At 65.2% G+C, this 15,350-nt stretch carries 12 protein-coding genes and 1 pseudogene; 1 reads left to right on the plus strand and 12 read right to left on the minus strand.

Annotated features, from left to right (window positions below; genetic code table 11):
* Positions 1–50 precede the first annotated feature (50 nt).
* The 8 genes and pseudogenes from CT676_RS28280 to hydA form a co-directional block, all read right to left on the minus strand.
* On the minus strand, positions 51–1,721 hold the full coding sequence (locus CT676_RS28280) for an ABC transporter ATP-binding protein (RefSeq protein ID WP_135215854.1): 1,671 nt from the start codon (positions 1,719–1,721) through the stop codon (positions 51–53).
* Positions 1,718–2,566 (minus strand): ABC transporter permease, encoded by an 849-nt coding sequence (locus tag CT676_RS28285; RefSeq protein ID WP_008131147.1) that lies wholly within the window; start codon positions 2,564–2,566, stop codon positions 1,718–1,720. The genes CT676_RS28280 and CT676_RS28285 overlap by 4 nt, the downstream gene beginning before the upstream one ends.
* Entirely contained in the window at positions 2,563–3,597 is a 1,035-nt protein-coding gene (locus tag CT676_RS28290) for an ABC transporter permease (RefSeq protein ID WP_063984406.1), read from the minus strand. The genes CT676_RS28285 and CT676_RS28290 overlap by 4 nt, the downstream gene beginning before the upstream one ends.
* Positions 3,598–3,625: 28 nt before the next feature.
* Positions 3,626–5,245: an ABC transporter substrate-binding protein gene (locus CT676_RS28295; RefSeq protein WP_135215855.1), complete on the minus strand. Its 1,620-nt coding sequence runs from the start codon at positions 5,243–5,245 to the stop codon at positions 3,626–3,628.
* 107 nt (positions 5,246–5,352) lie between these two features.
* Positions 5,353–6,725 (minus strand): annotated as a pseudogene (locus CT676_RS28300) (NAD(P)/FAD-dependent oxidoreductase).
* Positions 6,722–7,471 (minus strand): SDR family oxidoreductase, encoded by a 750-nt coding sequence (locus tag CT676_RS28305; RefSeq protein ID WP_135215856.1) that lies wholly within the window; start codon positions 7,469–7,471, stop codon positions 6,722–6,724. The pseudogene CT676_RS28300 and the gene CT676_RS28305 overlap by 4 nt, the downstream one beginning before the upstream one ends.
* 1 nt (position 7,472) lies before the next feature.
* Positions 7,473–8,447 (minus strand): NAD(P)-dependent oxidoreductase, encoded by a 975-nt coding sequence (locus tag CT676_RS28310; RefSeq protein ID WP_135215857.1) that lies wholly within the window; start codon positions 8,445–8,447, stop codon positions 7,473–7,475.
* A 16-nt stretch (positions 8,448–8,463) separates the two neighbouring features.
* Entirely contained in the window at positions 8,464–9,933 is a 1,470-nt protein-coding gene (gene hydA, locus CT676_RS28315) for a dihydropyrimidinase (RefSeq protein WP_135215858.1), read from the minus strand.
* Between the two features lie 56 nt (positions 9,934–9,989).
* On the opposite strand from hydA, the gene CT676_RS28320 reads away from it, so the two are divergent.
* Positions 9,990–10,652, plus strand: coding sequence for an aspartate/glutamate racemase family protein (locus CT676_RS28320; protein ID WP_135215859.1), 663 nt, complete (start codon positions 9,990–9,992; stop codon positions 10,650–10,652).
* On the opposite strand, the gene CT676_RS28325 is transcribed toward CT676_RS28320, so the two are convergent.
* The 4 genes from CT676_RS28325 to CT676_RS28340 form a co-directional block, all read right to left on the minus strand.
* Positions 10,649–11,326, minus strand: a complete 678-nt coding sequence (locus tag CT676_RS28325) for a flavin reductase family protein (RefSeq protein ID WP_135215860.1) — start codon at positions 11,324–11,326, stop codon at positions 10,649–10,651. The genes CT676_RS28320 and CT676_RS28325 overlap by 4 nt on opposite strands.
* A complete protein-coding gene (locus CT676_RS28330) occupies positions 11,323–12,255 on the minus strand; it encodes an N-carbamoyl-D-amino-acid hydrolase (protein WP_135215861.1) in 933 nt (310 codons plus the stop codon). Before CT676_RS28330 ends, CT676_RS28325 begins: the two co-directional genes overlap by 4 nt.
* A gap of 115 nt (positions 12,256–12,370) precedes the next feature.
* A complete protein-coding gene (locus tag CT676_RS28335) occupies positions 12,371–14,053 on the minus strand; it encodes a long-chain-fatty-acid--CoA ligase (RefSeq protein WP_135215862.1) in 1,683 nt (560 codons plus the stop codon).
* The gene (locus tag CT676_RS28340; RefSeq protein WP_135215863.1) at positions 14,050–15,345 is read right to left on the minus strand and encodes an aminotransferase class III-fold pyridoxal phosphate-dependent enzyme; all 1,296 of its coding nucleotides are present in this window, start codon (positions 15,343–15,345) and stop codon (positions 14,050–14,052) included. The genes CT676_RS28335 and CT676_RS28340 overlap by 4 nt, the downstream gene beginning before the upstream one ends.
* Positions 15,346–15,350: the final 5 nt, after the last annotated feature.

Genomic DNA, 15,350 nt, shown 5'->3' on the forward strand with positions numbered 1-15,350 from the left:
ACCGGGCCTTCGCCAGCGGGATCTCATCTGGATTACGACCGGTTCAGGCGTCAAAGCGCGGCCGCCAGTGCCGGTCCGGTCTCGATATGCGGAATCGCCTCGACCAGCTTGCGCGTGTAGTCGGTCTTGGGATTGTCGAACAGCGCCCGGCTCTCCCCCTGCTCCACGATGCCGCCATTGCGCAGCACGATGGTGCGGTCGCAGAGCATGCGCACAACATTGAGATCGTGGCTGACGAACAGCAGCGCGATGTCGTTCTCGCGGCGCAAACGGTCGAGCAGTTGCAGCACCACCGCCTGCACCGAAACGTCGAGCGCGGCGGTCGGCTCGTCCAGCACCAGGAGCCGCGGCCGGCAGGCGATGGCGCGGGCGATGCCGACGCGGGCCTTCTGGCCGCCGGAGAGCTGGTGCGGAAAGCGCGGCAGCAGATCGAGCGGCAAGCCCACCCGCTCGGCGCACTCCTCCACCCGCTTGCGCAGCGCATCGCCCGTACGCATGCCGTCGAGCCGCATCAAGGGATGGGCGATGCAGTCGAACGCCGTGAAGCGCGGGTTGAGGCTCTCGTTCGGGTCCTGGAAGACCATCTGGATGTCTTTGCGCAAGGGCGAACGGTGAAAGTCGCGCGAGGCGACGTGGCCGATCGACTGCCCGTCGAACACGATATCGCCTTCGCTCGGATCGATAAGACGGCAGATCATCTGCGACGTCGTGCTCTTGCCGGAGCCGGACTCGCCAACGAGCCCGACGCTCTCGCCGCCGGCCATCGTCATCGAGAAATCCGCGACCGCCGCGGAGCCCTGGTCAAAACGCTTGGCGAGCTTGCGCACCTCGAGGAGCGGTGGCGTCCCGTGCGGGAGCTCCTGCCTTGGCTTGCTGACGATCGTCGCATGCCGTTCCCGCTCCTCCTCCGTCACGAGATCCTCGATCCGCGACGTCGCGGTCGGCGATGCCGCAACGAGGCGGCGGGTATAGGCGTGCTGCGGTGCGCTGAAGAGCTTTTTGGGGCTCGCTTCCTCGACGATGCGGCCGCGCTCCATCACGGCGATGCGGCGGCAATAGCGCGCCGCGAGACCGAGATCGTGCGTGATCAGGATCGTCGCCATGCCGCGCGCGGCGGCAATGTCTGCGAGCAGATCCATCACCACCTTCTGGGTCGTGACGTCGAGGCCGGTGGTCGGCTCGTCGGCGATCAGCAGCGCGGGATTGCAGGAAATCGCGATCGCGATCATCACGCGCTGGCACATGCCGCCGGACAGCTCATGCGGATAGGCGTTCATCCGCGTCTCGGGGTCGCGGATCTGGACAGCGCGCAGCAGCTCGAGCGCCTCGGCGCCTGCGGCGTCCTTCGATATCTTCTTATGCGTGAGGATCGCATCCGCGATCTGCAGGCCGATCGCGCGGATCGGGTTGAGCGCGGCCCGCGGATTCTGGAAGATCATCGACATCGCGGCGCCCTGGAGCTGACGAAGATCATCGCCCCTGAGTTTTGTGACGTCCTGCCCGCGAAACAGGATCTTGCCGCCGGTGACGCGCCCGGCCGCATCGAGCAGCCGCGTGGTCGCGAAGCCGGTGACCGACTTGCCCGAGCCGCTCTCGCCGACGAGGCCGAGCATCTCGCCCTTCTCGACCGAGAGCGTCACGCCGCGCACGGCCTCGACCATGCCACGCCGCGTCGAGAACGAGACGTGGAGGTCGTTGATCCCTAGCAGCTCCTCGCTCATGTGCGCATCCGCGGGTCGAGAATGTCCCGCATCCCGTCACCGAGAAGATTGAAGCACAGCACGGCCATCATCAGCGCAAGGCCCGGAAACGCCACCAGCCACCATCGCCCGGTCGAGATGAAGCGTGCCCCTTCCGCGACCATGATGCCCCATTCCGGCGTCGGCGGCTTGACGCCGAGACCGATGAAGGACAGGCCGGCGGCATTGAGAATGGCCCAGCCGAGATTGAGCGAGATCTGCACCGCCATCGCCGGCAGGATGTTCGGCAGCAGGAAGCGCAGCACCACCGAGAAATGGCTCTCGCCGCAGGCGCGCGCGGCTTCAACCCAGCCGACATTGCGGCGAACGTTGACCTCGGCGCGTGCGAAGCGGATGTAGAACGGAAGATTGATGATCGCAGTCGCGATCACGATGTTCTCAATCCGGTTGCCCAGGGCGGCAACCATCGCCATCGCCAGCACGAACAGCGGAAAGGCCATCATCACATCGACGAAGCGGCCGACGCCACGGTCGAGCTTGCCGCCGGCATAGCCGCAGAACGCGCCGACGACGGCGCCGATCACGAAGGAGATGCCGACCGCGGAAACCGCAATGGCAAGATCGAGGCGCGCGGCGATGATGAGGCGGCTGAACACATCGCGGCCGAGCTGGTCGGTGCCGGCGAGATGGGCCGCGCTCGGCGGCAAAAGCGCCTCCGAGACATTGGAGACCACGGGATCATAGGGCACGATCCAAGGCCCGAAGATCGCAATCAGGACGAACAGCGCAACGCCGGCCGCGGCAACGGCGGTGAGCGGATTGCCGCGCAGAATCCAGACCGAATGGCGGAGAGTTGCGCTGGTCATTCGATTGACACCCTGGGATCGGCGATGCCGTAGCAGATGTCGACCACGAGATTGACCAGCACGAACAGGCTGGCCATCAGCAGCACGAAACCCTGCACCGGCGCATAGTCGGAGGATAAGAGCGCATCGAGCGCGTAGGAAGCGACGCCCGGCCAGGAGAACACCTTCTCCACCAGGACATTGGCGCCCAGCATGGTCGAGAACACGATGCCGGCGATGGTGATGACGGGCAGGATCGCGTTCCGCAGCGCATAAGTGACGACCACCTTGTGCCAGGACAATCCGACCGAGCGCGCGGTGCGGACGAAATCGCTGCCGAGCGAGACCAGCATCGAGGCCCGCGTGATCCGCGCCAGCGGCGCGATCACGAACAGCGCCATGCTCACCGCCGGCAGAATCAACTGCTTGCAGGCCGCCCACCAGCCCTCGATATCTCCCGCCAGCAGGAAATCGATCGACAGGAACCCGGTCCGTTGCGGCGGCAGCGAAGTGAACACGTCGATCCGCCCGGTCGGATCAGGCGCGAGCCCGAGCAGGTAGTAGAAGACATAGATCAACAGCAGGCCCGAGACGAAAGTCGGCACGCAGACGCCGAGCGCGCAGAACAGCCGCACGCCGTGATCGACGATCGAGCCGGGCTTCAAGGCTGCGACAACGCCGAGCGGTACCGCCGCGATCAGCGCGATCAGGAGCGCCGTGAAGGTGAGCTCCAGCGAAGCCGGCAGCCGTTCGCGCAGGTCCTTCAGCACCGGCTGTCCCGTCATCATGGAGCGGCCGAGATTGCCGTGGCCGATGTCAGAGAGATAGAACACGAGCTGCTCCGGCACCGACCTGTCGAGCCCCATCTGCTTGCGGATCTGCTCGATCTCCTCCTTGCCGGCATTCGGCCCCGAGGCGAAGAACACCGCGGGGTCACCGGGCAGCACGCGCATCAGCAGAAAGGTGAACACCAGCACACCGAACAGCGCCGGCAGCGACGACAGAAGCCGCCTGCCCGCCCGCACCATGGTTGCACCAAGACCGGTCGTCACCTCTGAGAGCTCCTCTCGTTGTCCGATGTCACTTGCGGCTGACGTCGCGATAGTCGACCTGGCGGTGGAACTCGTAGGTGTAGCCTTCGACCGACGACGCCATCACCGCATCCTGGTTCGGCTGCCACAGCATGATCTGCGGCATCAGATCGACATGCATCGCGTTGAGCTTGCGGCCGGCGTCCTCATACTTGGCCTTGTCCGGCTCGAAACGCGCCTCCTGCGCGATTGCGGCAAGATCCGGGTTGTTGATCGAGCTGTAATTCCAGCGCTGATTGCCGGTGTAGAAGTTGCGGTAGAAATAATCGGTCGACGGCAGCCACGCTACGATGCCCTCGGTGTAGAAGGGAAGCTTCTTCTCGTTGATCTGCGTGGACATCTGCGCGTCCGGCAGCTTCTGGATGTCGACCTTGATCCCGATCTTGCCGAGTGACTCCTTCACCAGCGCGGCCATCGGCTCCGCGGTCGAGGACTGGCCGACGTTGAAGCTGAAGGTAGTCGAGAAACCCTCGGGGAGCCCGGCCGCCTTGAGATATTCCCTTGCCTTGTCGAGGTCGACCTTCACGGGCTGCTGGAAAGGATAGATGCCGTTCAGCGGCTTGCCGTCCGGCCAGGTCGCGCCGAACAGCGGCGCGCCGCGGCCGAACAGGGCGGCCTTGAACATGTCGTCATAGGGCAGCGCGTAAGCGATGGCACGGCGGACATTGACGTTGTCGAAGGGCGGCATCTGGTTGTTCATCGAGACATAGGTGATCGCATTGTACTGCGGGGTCGAGACCACCTTGAGCTTGCCCTTGGCCTCGAGCGACTGCACGTCGCTGGCCTGGAGATCGACGACGAGGTCGGCATCGCCGCGCTCGACGAGATTGGCGCGGGTCGCCGGCTCCGGCACGGACTGAATAATCACGCGCTTGAAGAATGCGGGCTTGTTGGCCGAACCGCGGTTCCAGGTCTCGTCGCGCTTGAGGATGACCTGCTCGCCCGGCTTGAAGGTCTCGACCACATAAGCACCGCTGCCGGCGGTGTGCTCCTTCAGCCATGCGGTGGCCCAGGGATCATCCGGCGTCGCGTGCTCTTTTGCCACCTTCGAGTTGATGATCAGGGGATAGACGGTGGCGAGATTGGGCAGCGCGAGCTTGTCGGGTTTCGGCAGCGTCACCTCGATGGTGAGGGGATCGATCACCTTGAACTGGTCCGCCGACGTCAACGAACCCGTCAGGAGCTGGGCCTTGCCGAGGATCGGCGCGGTGACGCAGCGATCGAGCGACCATTTCACGTCCTCGGCCGTGACGGGCGAGCCATCCTGGAACTTGGCGTCCTTGCGCAGGCGGAAGGTCAGCTTCAGTCCATCGGGGCTGACATCGTAGGATTCGGCGAGCTCGCCGGTGATCGTGTCGAGATCGAACACCCATTTGCCGTTGAGCTGCTTGCGGCCGAACGCCACCAGCCGATCGTAGGTGCTCATGCTCAGCGCGAAGGATTCGCGCGTCGATCCGGGGATGTTGGGATCGAGCGTGTTGACCGCTGATCCCGTGACGTAGCGCAACGTCTCCGCCCTGGTCTGTGCCTTCGAAGGCGCGGTGGCAATGAGCAACAGCGCAGTGGTGGCGAGGACTGAGGCCGCGGGCCTGAAAGACACAAAACGCATTCGTTTTCCCCAAAATTTCGGCAAGAACGCCAGCAAGGCAGGTCAAGAAAGAAGCAAGTTGCGCGCCAATCCCGCAGAGGCGCTTCGTCGCGGCGGTGCATGGATGATCATCGCGATTCCTCCATTGTTCGCGCGGGCCGCGCAACCACGGCCTGCGGCACGTCGTAGGCGCTGAGCGAAGCCCAGTGGCGTTCAACATCGGCGCGAAACAAGCCGCGCGTCAGGCCATTGACCAGCTTGGGAATGGCGGTCGTCATCGCATTGATCGACGATCCCGACGGACCAAAACTCATGGTGGAGGCAATGGCGAACAGATGGATGTCGGAGATCCACGGCGTCTCGCCTGACGCACGCTCGGTGAAGGCGTAATCGTCAGCGAGATAGGGAAAGCGGCCGAGCCGCGCGTTGTGCTCGCTCGAAGGCGGCTGATAGCGATCGGCCCAGGTCGCGATATTGCCGGCAAATTTGGCGAGCTCGCCGCGGCCGGCGAAGTTCATGTCGATGCCGGTGCCGCAAATGACGAAATCCGCGGTGATGGCGCCGCGTGGCGTGTGCAATTCGACACCGCCATCGGTTTGCCTGGTGCCCTCGACCGGCGCGCCTTCGTGCAGTGTGAAATTGGCGTGACGCGCGCAGCGGTCGTAAGTCGGCTGCGGAAATCCCTCGCGCATTTCGAGGATTTTGCGCATGAAGCGCCAGCGCCAGGCATCGTCGAGATCGCTGAGATGGCGCAGGAAGCCGCGAAAGGTGAGCCAGCGATAGGGCTGGATCACCTGGATCTGAGCGCGGCGGCAGAGCAGATGCACCTCCGCCGCGCCTGCCTCCAGCGCGGTCGCTGCATTGTCGAAGGCGGACGCGCCGGCGCCGATCACCGCGACGCGCTTGCCGCGCAGGCTTTCGAAGTCGATGTCGTCGGCAACAGTTGCGACCGAATCTGCCGGCAGATCGCGCAGGGGCTCGGGAATCATCCAGTCGCCCATGCCCTCCTGCCCCGTCGCCAGCACGATCTTGCGGGCATAGAGCGTCCCGACGCCATCGGCGCGTCTCACACGCGCGGCGAGCAGACCGCCTGACGCAGGCGCAATCTCCAGAAGTTCGCAGCCGTTGCGCACGGGCAGACCGATCGTGCGTCGCAGCCAGAGCAGATAGTCCGCCCAATGCTCTCTCAGGATCAGATTCAGCTCCTGCCAGCTCTCCTTGCCGAAACGGGCTTCGTGCCAGGACTGATAGGTCAGGCTGGGAATATCGAGGTCCGGTTCCCCTCCTCGGCCTTGTCGAGCAGCAGGATGTTGCTGACGCGCGAGCGCATCAGGCCGAAGCCGATGGCGATACCGGACTGGCCGGCGCCGATGATGAGAACATCGAGCGCGGGCTTGCCATCCGGCCCCGTCTTCGGCTCGAGCCAGGCAGCGCCGGGATGCGCGATCATCGCGAGATCGGCGCGCACGGTCGCTTCAAGCTTTGCCAGCGCGTCGCTCATGCCGCGAGCCAGCCTCCGTCAACCACCATCACGGTGCCGGTCGTGAACGAAGACGCATCACTGGCGAGATGCAGCGCGGTCTGCGCGATCTCTTCCGCCTCACCGAACCGCTTCATGGCGTGGCGATTGCGGGAGGCTTCGCGCACCTCGTCCGAATTGGCGTGGCGGGCAAAGCTGCGGCGCAGCATCGGCGTGTCGATTGCGCCGGGCGCAATCGCGTTGACACGGATGCCGTCGGTCGCGAAATCGACCGCCATGGTGCGCGTCAGGCTGACGATCGCACCCTTGGCGGCGATATAGGCACTGTTGCCCTTGCCGCCGGCGATCGCAAGCTGCGACGCCAGCGTGATGATCGAGCCGCTCTTCTGCTGCTGCATCTGCGGCACCGCCGCGCGCGCCCACAGCCACGTGCCCCCGACATTGGCGCGGAACACCGCGTCCCAGTCTTCCAGGGTCGTCGTCAGCACCGTGCCACCGCAGGAGAAGCCCGCCGCGGTCATCAGAATATCGAGCCGGCCGAGCCGCGCCACGACATCGCTGACAACGGTCTCCGCGAAACCGGCGTCACCGACATCGCCGACATGCGTCGTTGCCTCGCCGACCAGACTCAGCGTCTCCTGGAGGCCGGCGGCATCGCGATCGACCAAAGCAAGCTGCGCGCCCTCCTCCGCAAACAGCTTTGCGCTGGCACGGCCAATGCCCGAAGCTGCTCCCGTGATGATGGCCGTGCGCCCTTGCAGCCGCATCTCAGATCCACTCCTTGTGCTGGGTCAACCAGGCGCTCATCGCCGCGGCGGACTCGGCACAGCCGAACCGCGCGCGCCAGCCGAATTCGTCCGCCATCCGGTTCACCGCGAGCGGCGCGCGAGCCGGCCCGTGCAGCTTTATGGCGGTCTTTTCTCCGGGTGCCGCGAGCCGGCACTCCAGGCCGGGATGCAACGCCGCGAACGCCTCGCCCCATTGCAATGCGGGCCACGCCCCGCCGTTCGAAATGTTGTACAGCTGGTGACGAGGGCGCTCGGCCTCGACCAGAATCGCGACCGCTTCGGCAGCGTCCGGCGCGTAGGTCCAGTCTCGCATACCCGGCCCCGGCATGATCGCCGGCTCACCGCGAGCGAATGCGGCCAGGATCTGATACTGGAGGCTCGGTGTATCGCGCACTGAACCGGGTCGCTCCCACGGCCCGAACACCGCAGTCAACCGCACGCTCAGGAAATCGCCGCCAAAGAGTTCGGCATGGCGAGCGACAGAGCGCTCCGAGGTGAACTTGCTGATCGCATAGAACGAGATGGGATGGCAGGGCGTCTCCTCCTCCAGAATCTCGACCCGCCCACCGGATGCGCCATAAGCCGAGGCCGACGACAGATTGACGACACGGCGAACGCCATGACGGATCGCCGCGAGCAGGATCGGGATTTGCGCCATCACATTGATCTCGAGAACGCGCGCGGTCGACGCTCGCTCGAGTTCATCGCCGGCCGTCACCGCGGCGCCCAGCACGATCGCATCGCAGCCCGCAGCAATGAGGGCGTCGATGGCGTCTGCGTCGGTGATATCGCCCTGCACGGCGTTGAGCCGTGCGCCGTAATCCGCGAGAGTTCGCCGCGCTGATGGCGGCAACTCTGCGCGGTCATACAGCGTCACGTCATGCCCGCGCGCGAGCAGCACCTCGGCAAGATTGAGGCCGACAAAGCCGGTGCCGCCGAAGATGACGATCTTCATCGCGCGCGATCCACCATCACAGTAGCTTTGCCCCGAAATTCCGCTCCGGATCCATGTCGGCAACGAGCCGGCCGGTGGGCTTTGCCGCCTCGCCGCCGCTGCGCGCCAGGAATTTTCCGCTGCCGGCGTCCGCAAGACACCTGTTGCCGTCGATGATCACCCGGCCGCGCGAGAGAACGCTAACCGGCCAGCCCTTCAGCTTGCGGCCCGCGAACGGCGTGTAGCCGGCGAGGTCGTGCATCATCTCGTCGGCGATCACAGTCTCGCGATTAGGATCCCAGATCGCGATATCGGCATCGGCGCCGACCGCGATCGAGCCCTTGCGCGGATGCAGATTGTAGATTTTTGCCGGCGCGGTCGAAGTCAATTCGACGAACTTTTCAAGGCCGAGCCGCCCCTTCGACACCATCGCGTCGAACAGCAGCGGCAGCCGCAGTTCCAGGCCCGGCAGGCCGTTGGCCACCTGCTTGAAGTTCGGATTGGGGCCGGCGCGCAGCTTGCCGGTCTCGTCGTAGCGATAGGGCGCATGATCGGACGAGATGGTCTGGAGATCGCCGAGCGACAGCGCCTGCCACAGCGCCTCCTGATCCGCATGCGTGCGCGGCGGCGGGCTGCACATCCACTTGGCCCCCTCGGCGCCAGGCTTGTCGAGATCGTTTGCCGTGAGGAACAGATATTGCGGACAGGTCTCGGCGAAGACCTTCAACCCCTGCCCGCGCGAATCGCGGATCACCTTCGCGCCTTCGGCCGTGGACACATGGAAGATCATGATGGGCTGGTCGATCAGCGCCGCCATGCCGATCAGTCGCGTAAAGGCTTCCGCTTCCGAGACGCGGGCGTGGCTGACGGCGTGATATTTCGGCATGGTGTAGCCGCGCGCGAGCAGCCGCTTCACCATCCAGGCGATGATGCCGTGATTTTCGGCATGGGCGCACAACATCGCGCCGGACTGGCGTGCGGCCAAGAGAATGTCGAGCAACGGCTCGTCGTCGACCTTGAGCCGGTCATAGGTCATGAAGATCTTGATCGAGCCATGGCCCTGCTTCACCAGCGCTGGAATGTGCTCCTCGACCGTCTCCTTGGTCGCATCCGCAATGATCATGTGGAAGGCGTAGTCGATCACGGCGCCCTTCTTGGCCAGCGCGTGATAATCCTCCACCACCTGCGGCAGCTTCATGCCGACATGCTGGGCAGCGAACGGAATTACCGTGGTGGTGCCGCCGAAAGCGGCGGAGACGGTCGCGCTCTCGAAGGTGTCGGCATTCATGATGCCGGCCGCGGACAGCTGCTCGATATGCGCATGGCTGTCGACGCCGCCGGGCAGCACCAGCTTGCCGCGTGCGTCGATCTCGCGTTTCGCCGCCGGAAGCCCGCGGCCGATCGCTGCGATGGTCTCACCGGAGATCGCGACATCGGCCTCGAACACGTCGGTCGTGGTGGCGACGCGGCCGCCGCGGATGATCAGGTCGTATGTGGGTTCAGTCATGAGGCACTCCATGATATGCCTGAGCTACGTGATCGCCATTTCAAGGGAAGACCAACATGCCCCGGCCGCGCATTCTCGTCATCAATCCGAATTCCAACCCTGCGGTCACGCAAGGGCTGGAGGAGGCGCTGAAGCCGCTCGGTTTCGAGGGTGGCCCGGAACTGGTCTGCCAGTCGCTGGCCGAGGGTCCGTTCGGCATTGAAAGCCAGGCCGATGTCGACGGCGTTGCGATGCCGCTGCGCCGGCTGGTCGAAGGCGACAACAGCTCGGCTGCGTTTGTCATCGCCTGCTACAGCGATCCCGGGCTTCAGGTCTGCCGCGAAGGCACCGATCGGCCGGTATTCGGCATCGCCGAGTGCGGCGTGCTGACTGCGCTCGCGCGTGCCGAAACCTTCGGCGTCATCGCGATCGCCCAGCGTTCGATCCCGCGCCACATGCGCTATCTCAGGCAGATGGGCCTGACGGAGCGCCTCGCGGGCGAGCGCCCCCTCAACATGAGCGTTGCCGAAACCGCATCCGGCGAAGGTACGCTCGCGAAGATGATCGAGGTCGGCCGCGCGCTGCGCGACGAGGATGGCGCCCGCGCCATCGTGATGGGCTGCGCCGGCATGGCGCGCCACCGCCGTCCGCTGGAAGACGCGCTTGGCATTCCGGTGATCGACCCGACACAGGCGGCCGTCACCATGGCGCTGGGTACGGTGCAGTTCTCGGCTCACTAGGCGTCCTTCAGCTCTTTGCCGTCCTGGCGTGCGAGCCATTGCGAATGGCTCTCGCGCGCAAGCGCAAACGTATCCCGCTGCGTAGTGTAGAGATTGCCGAACATGCGGCCGATCGGCCGGTAGGCATCGAGATCGACATACATGTTGGCCTCGTCGACGAGGCCCTCCCGGGCATGAACCCTGAGCACCTCACCGACCAGCAGTTCGCGATCGGGCGAGAAATTCAGCACGACGTGACGGCGGCATTCGAGAGCAAATGGTGCAACCGCAAGGCGCGGCACCTTCACGTCAACTGAGGGAAGCGTCGCAAGCCCGGTCGCCGCGACCTCGCTGTCACCAGAGGGAAAATCGACCGCGCAATCATTCATCGCGGCAGACAGCGCCTCATCCACCATGTGAACGACGAACTCGCCGTCACGATGGATGTTGCGGGTCGTATCCTTCGGGCTGTGATCCGGCTTGTGCTGGAGCCCGAGCACGATCAGCGCGGGGCTTTCGGAGAAGACATTGAAGAAGCTGAAGGGCGCGGCATTCACCGCTCCGTTCGCGTCCAGCGTCGTTACCAGCGCGATCGGCCGCGGCACGACCACGCCGCAAAGCAGCTTGTAGCGATCGCGCGGATCGAGCTCGCGCAGGGAAATGCCGGATGTACTGTTGCCTGCCATCGGCGTCATTTCTCCGGCGGCGGCACCGCGCCGGTCTGGCTGGTGATCAGGCCGTAATGCTCGATGCGGCGATGCTGGGCAAAATTGAAGATCGTGGTCTTGCCGAAGGTGGTGGCGTCGAGGTCGCAGGCGTGAACCAGGACCTCGTCGCCCTCCGTCTTGGCCTCGGCGACGATCTCGCCATCGGGATCGACGATCAGGCTGCCGCCGAACAGCGGATGGCCGTCCTCGACGCCCGCCTTGGCCACCGCGACCACCCAGGTCGCGTTCTGATAGGCGCCGGCCTGCACCGAGAGGCGGTTGTGGAACAGGCGCTTCTCGACGCCCTCCTCGCTCTTCTCCGCATTCACCGACGGCGTGTTGTAGCCGATCAGCACCATCTCGACGCCCTGCAGGCCCATGACGCGATAGGTCTCGGGCCAGCGCCGGTCGTTGCAGATGGCCATGCCGATGATGCCGCCCAGCTCGCGCCAGACGTTGAATCCGAGATCGCCCGGCTCGAAATAGCGCTTCTCCAGATGCTGGTGCGACCGCTTGGTGTCGTAGTCCACATGGCCCGGCAAATGGACCTTGCGATATTTGCCGACGATCTTGCCGGACTTGTCGGTCAGGATCGCGGTGTTGAAGTGGTGCCCGTCCGGCGTCAGCTCGGCGTAGCCGAAATTCATCGCCATCTGATGCTGCGCCGCACGCTCGAACAACGGCTTGGTCGCCGCATTCGGCATCTCACGCTCGAACCAGGTATCGAACTCGGCCCGGTCCTCCGAATACCAGCGCGGAAAGAACGTCGTCAGTGCCAGTTCCGGATAGACGATCAGGTCGGCGCCTTTGGCTTTCGCCTCGTCCATCAGCGCGATCATGCGCCTGACCACGGCCTCGCGGCTGTCGGCCTTCTGGATCGGGCCCATCTGGGCGGCGGCAACAGTGACGATACGCATCAGCGGGTTCCTGGTTTCTTGAATTTTTTGGTGAGGCTGGGGATCGTAGCTTGAGGGGCGTGCCGGCGCGCGCAGCATAACGCGGTCTTGCGCCGTTTTTCCAGCCAAGCAGCTTTCATGCCGTCCGCCCCCATTCGGCATCCTGCAAAAGCCGCCAGTTGATCTTGTTGCTGGCGGTGCGCGGCAGCTCATCGACGAAGACGACGGCGCGCGGCGCCTTGTAGCTTGCCATCGCGCCACGGGCCCAACCGACGATGTCGTCCGCCGAAATCGTCGCGCGCGCGGCTTCATCGAGCACCACCAGCGCCTTGACGGTCTCGCCGCGGTAGTCGTCGGGGGTCGAGACGACGCAGCATTCCCGGATGGCGCGGTTCTGGTACATCGCGGCTTCGACCTCGGCCGGCCACACCTTGAAACCGCTGACATTGATCATCCGCTTCAGGCGGTCGACCGCGAAGAAATAGCCTTGGGCATCGCGATAGCCGAGATCGCCCGTGCGCAGGAACCGCTTGCCGGACAGTTCTATGAAGGACTCGGCATCGGCCTGCGGCCTGTTCCAGTAGCCTTGCAGCACTTGCGGCCCGTGCACGACGATCTCGCCGACGACATTGTCGTCGAGCTCGATCAGGGTCTCGGGATCGACGACCCTCGCATCGGTCTCGTGCACGGCAATGCCGAGACACTGCGGCTTCGGCGAAGCGATCGGATTGAGATGGGTCGGCGACATCGTCTCGGTCATGCCGTAGCCCTCGACGAAATCGAGGCCGAAGCGGCCTTTGAGCCGTTCGGCCACCGCGGTCGGCATTGCCGCACCACCTCCGGTCAGCACCTTGAGTTTTGCAAAGCACCGATCGCGGAACCGGACGCTTGCGAGCACGTCCACGATCATGGTCGGCGCGGCGTTCCAGAACGTGACGCCGTAGGTCTCGAACAGATCCGGCAGCAGATCCTTGTCCCAGCGCGCCATCAACAGCAGCGTGGCGCCTGTCACCACCGCGGCATTCATCGAGCCCTGCATGCCCGCGACATGGAACAGCGGCATGAAGCCGGTCATCACGTCGCTGCCGTCGAGTCCATACCAGCGTGCCTGCAGGACGGCGGTGAACAGCGCGCTGCGATGGGTATGCATGCAGGCCTTGGGCTTGCCTGTCGTCCCCGACGTATAGGGCAGGATCATGAGATCATCCGGCCCCGCGGTCATTGCGCCTGGCTGCAAACCTTGCGCGATCGCAGATGACCAGGAATGCCGGCCTGGCGACGACGGTATCTTCGACGGCGCCTCGGTGATGCATGAAGGCAGCGTATAGGGCGTGGCGGCCGGCACTTCGTCGCGATATTGTGCGACGATCGTATGGGAGATGGCTTCGCCCACCAGCGGCGCGAATATTTCGCTCAATTCGCTTCCGATGATCGCGACCTTGGCGCCGCTGTCCTCGGCGAGATACGCGATCTCGACCGTCTTGTTCATGGGATTGACGGGCACGATCACGGCATCCGCCCGCGTCACCGCGTAGTAGGCGATGACATATTGCGGCGAGTTTTGCAGCGCGATCATGACGCAGTCGCCGCGCTTCACACCGCAGACCTTCTGCAGGAAGCCGGCTAAGGCATCGACCCGCTCGCGTAGCTCGGCATAGCTCAGGCTCGCACCATAAAACACCGTCGCCGGGTGCGACGGCTGATCCGTCGCCGCGCGTGCCAGCGCGTCGTACAGCGTGCCCTCCGGCATCGCGAGATGCCAAGGCTCGTCCGCCAGCCAGGCTGGCGAGCGATGAGGTGTTGCGAGGTCTGCGCTCACCCGTGCTCCTCGTCTGCGATATCGAGGCCGTGGTCGAGCGCATCCAAAAGCAGTTCGGCCTCATGCTCGGAGATGACCAGCGGCGGCGCCAGGAACAGCGAGGTCTGCTCACCGCTGGTGCCGATCACGGCACCCGCCTCCAACGCCCGCTCTGCGACACGCGAGGCGATCGGCACCTCGGTGGTGTCGGCATGCCAGGAGCGCCAATCCGGACCGTGCAGCTCCACCGTCCAGTGCAGCCCCTGCCCCGCCACGCGCTGCACGCTCGGATGCTTTTGCGCGATCGCGAGCAGGCGGCGGGTGAACAGCTTTTCCAGGCTCGCTACGCGCTCCAGGATTTTCTCTTCGTTGACGACCTTCAGGTAAGCGCTGACGGCAGCCATGCTGATCGGATGGCCGCGCAGCGTGCCGTAATTCTGCCAGCTCGTGCCCTTGAGCCGCTCGACGATGTCTTTCGACACCACGACCGCCGCGACTGCCGCCGCACCGCCGCCGAGCGATTTTCCGAGCGTCACGATATCGGGGCGGCTCTCCGCGCCCTGGAAGGCGAACCAGCGGCCTGCGCGGCCAGCGCCGGTGACGACCTCGTCCGCGATCCAGTAGGAACCTGCCTGCCGCGCGCAGCGGCCCAGCTCGTCCTGATAGGCACCGTCGTAGTAGATCCCGCCCTGGGTGTAGTCGATGATGGTCGCCGCCGTGTCCGAGAGCAGACGCGTGGCATCAGCCAGATATTCGCTAGGCGGCGTATTGTTGATCGGCGCGCCATAGATCGCGCCATCCGGCGCCGGGAGAATCCGCACCGGCGCCATCGGCGCCGGCAGCTTCGAGCCGCCTGCGTGCACCGCGAGGCCACCGTGCCATTGCGGCTGCACCGTCATGCTGCGCGACAGGCCGGTGATGCCGTGATAGGCGCGCTCGCGCGTCGCCAGCGCCGGCCGCTGCGTCAGCGCCTGGCAGAGCGACAGCGCCATGTCGTTGGCCTCGCTGCCGCTGATGCAGAAGCGCACCGCGCCGACCCAACCCTCTTCGCCCTTGAACGCGGTCGCCATCAGGTCGTCGGCAGCCTGCTCGCGGCCAACCCAGGTCCAACCTTCGTTCACGACCGGCGTATCGGCCGCGCGGCGGATCGCCTCGACCATCGCGGGATGGCGGTGGCCGAGGCCACCGCCGGTGTTGCTGCCGTCGATCAGCTTGCGGCCATCGGACAGGTGAAAATAGACGCCCTCGCCGCCGACGACGGCCATCGGCGCGGCTTCGCCTGCGTTCAGACCCGTTCGCAACAATCTGCTCATCGCAA

Origin of the sequence: Bradyrhizobium sp. MOS001 (genome assembly GCF_004634465.1) — a bacterium.
In the GTDB taxonomy this organism is placed as follows: domain Bacteria; phylum Pseudomonadota; class Alphaproteobacteria; order Rhizobiales; family Xanthobacteraceae; genus Bradyrhizobium; species Bradyrhizobium barranii.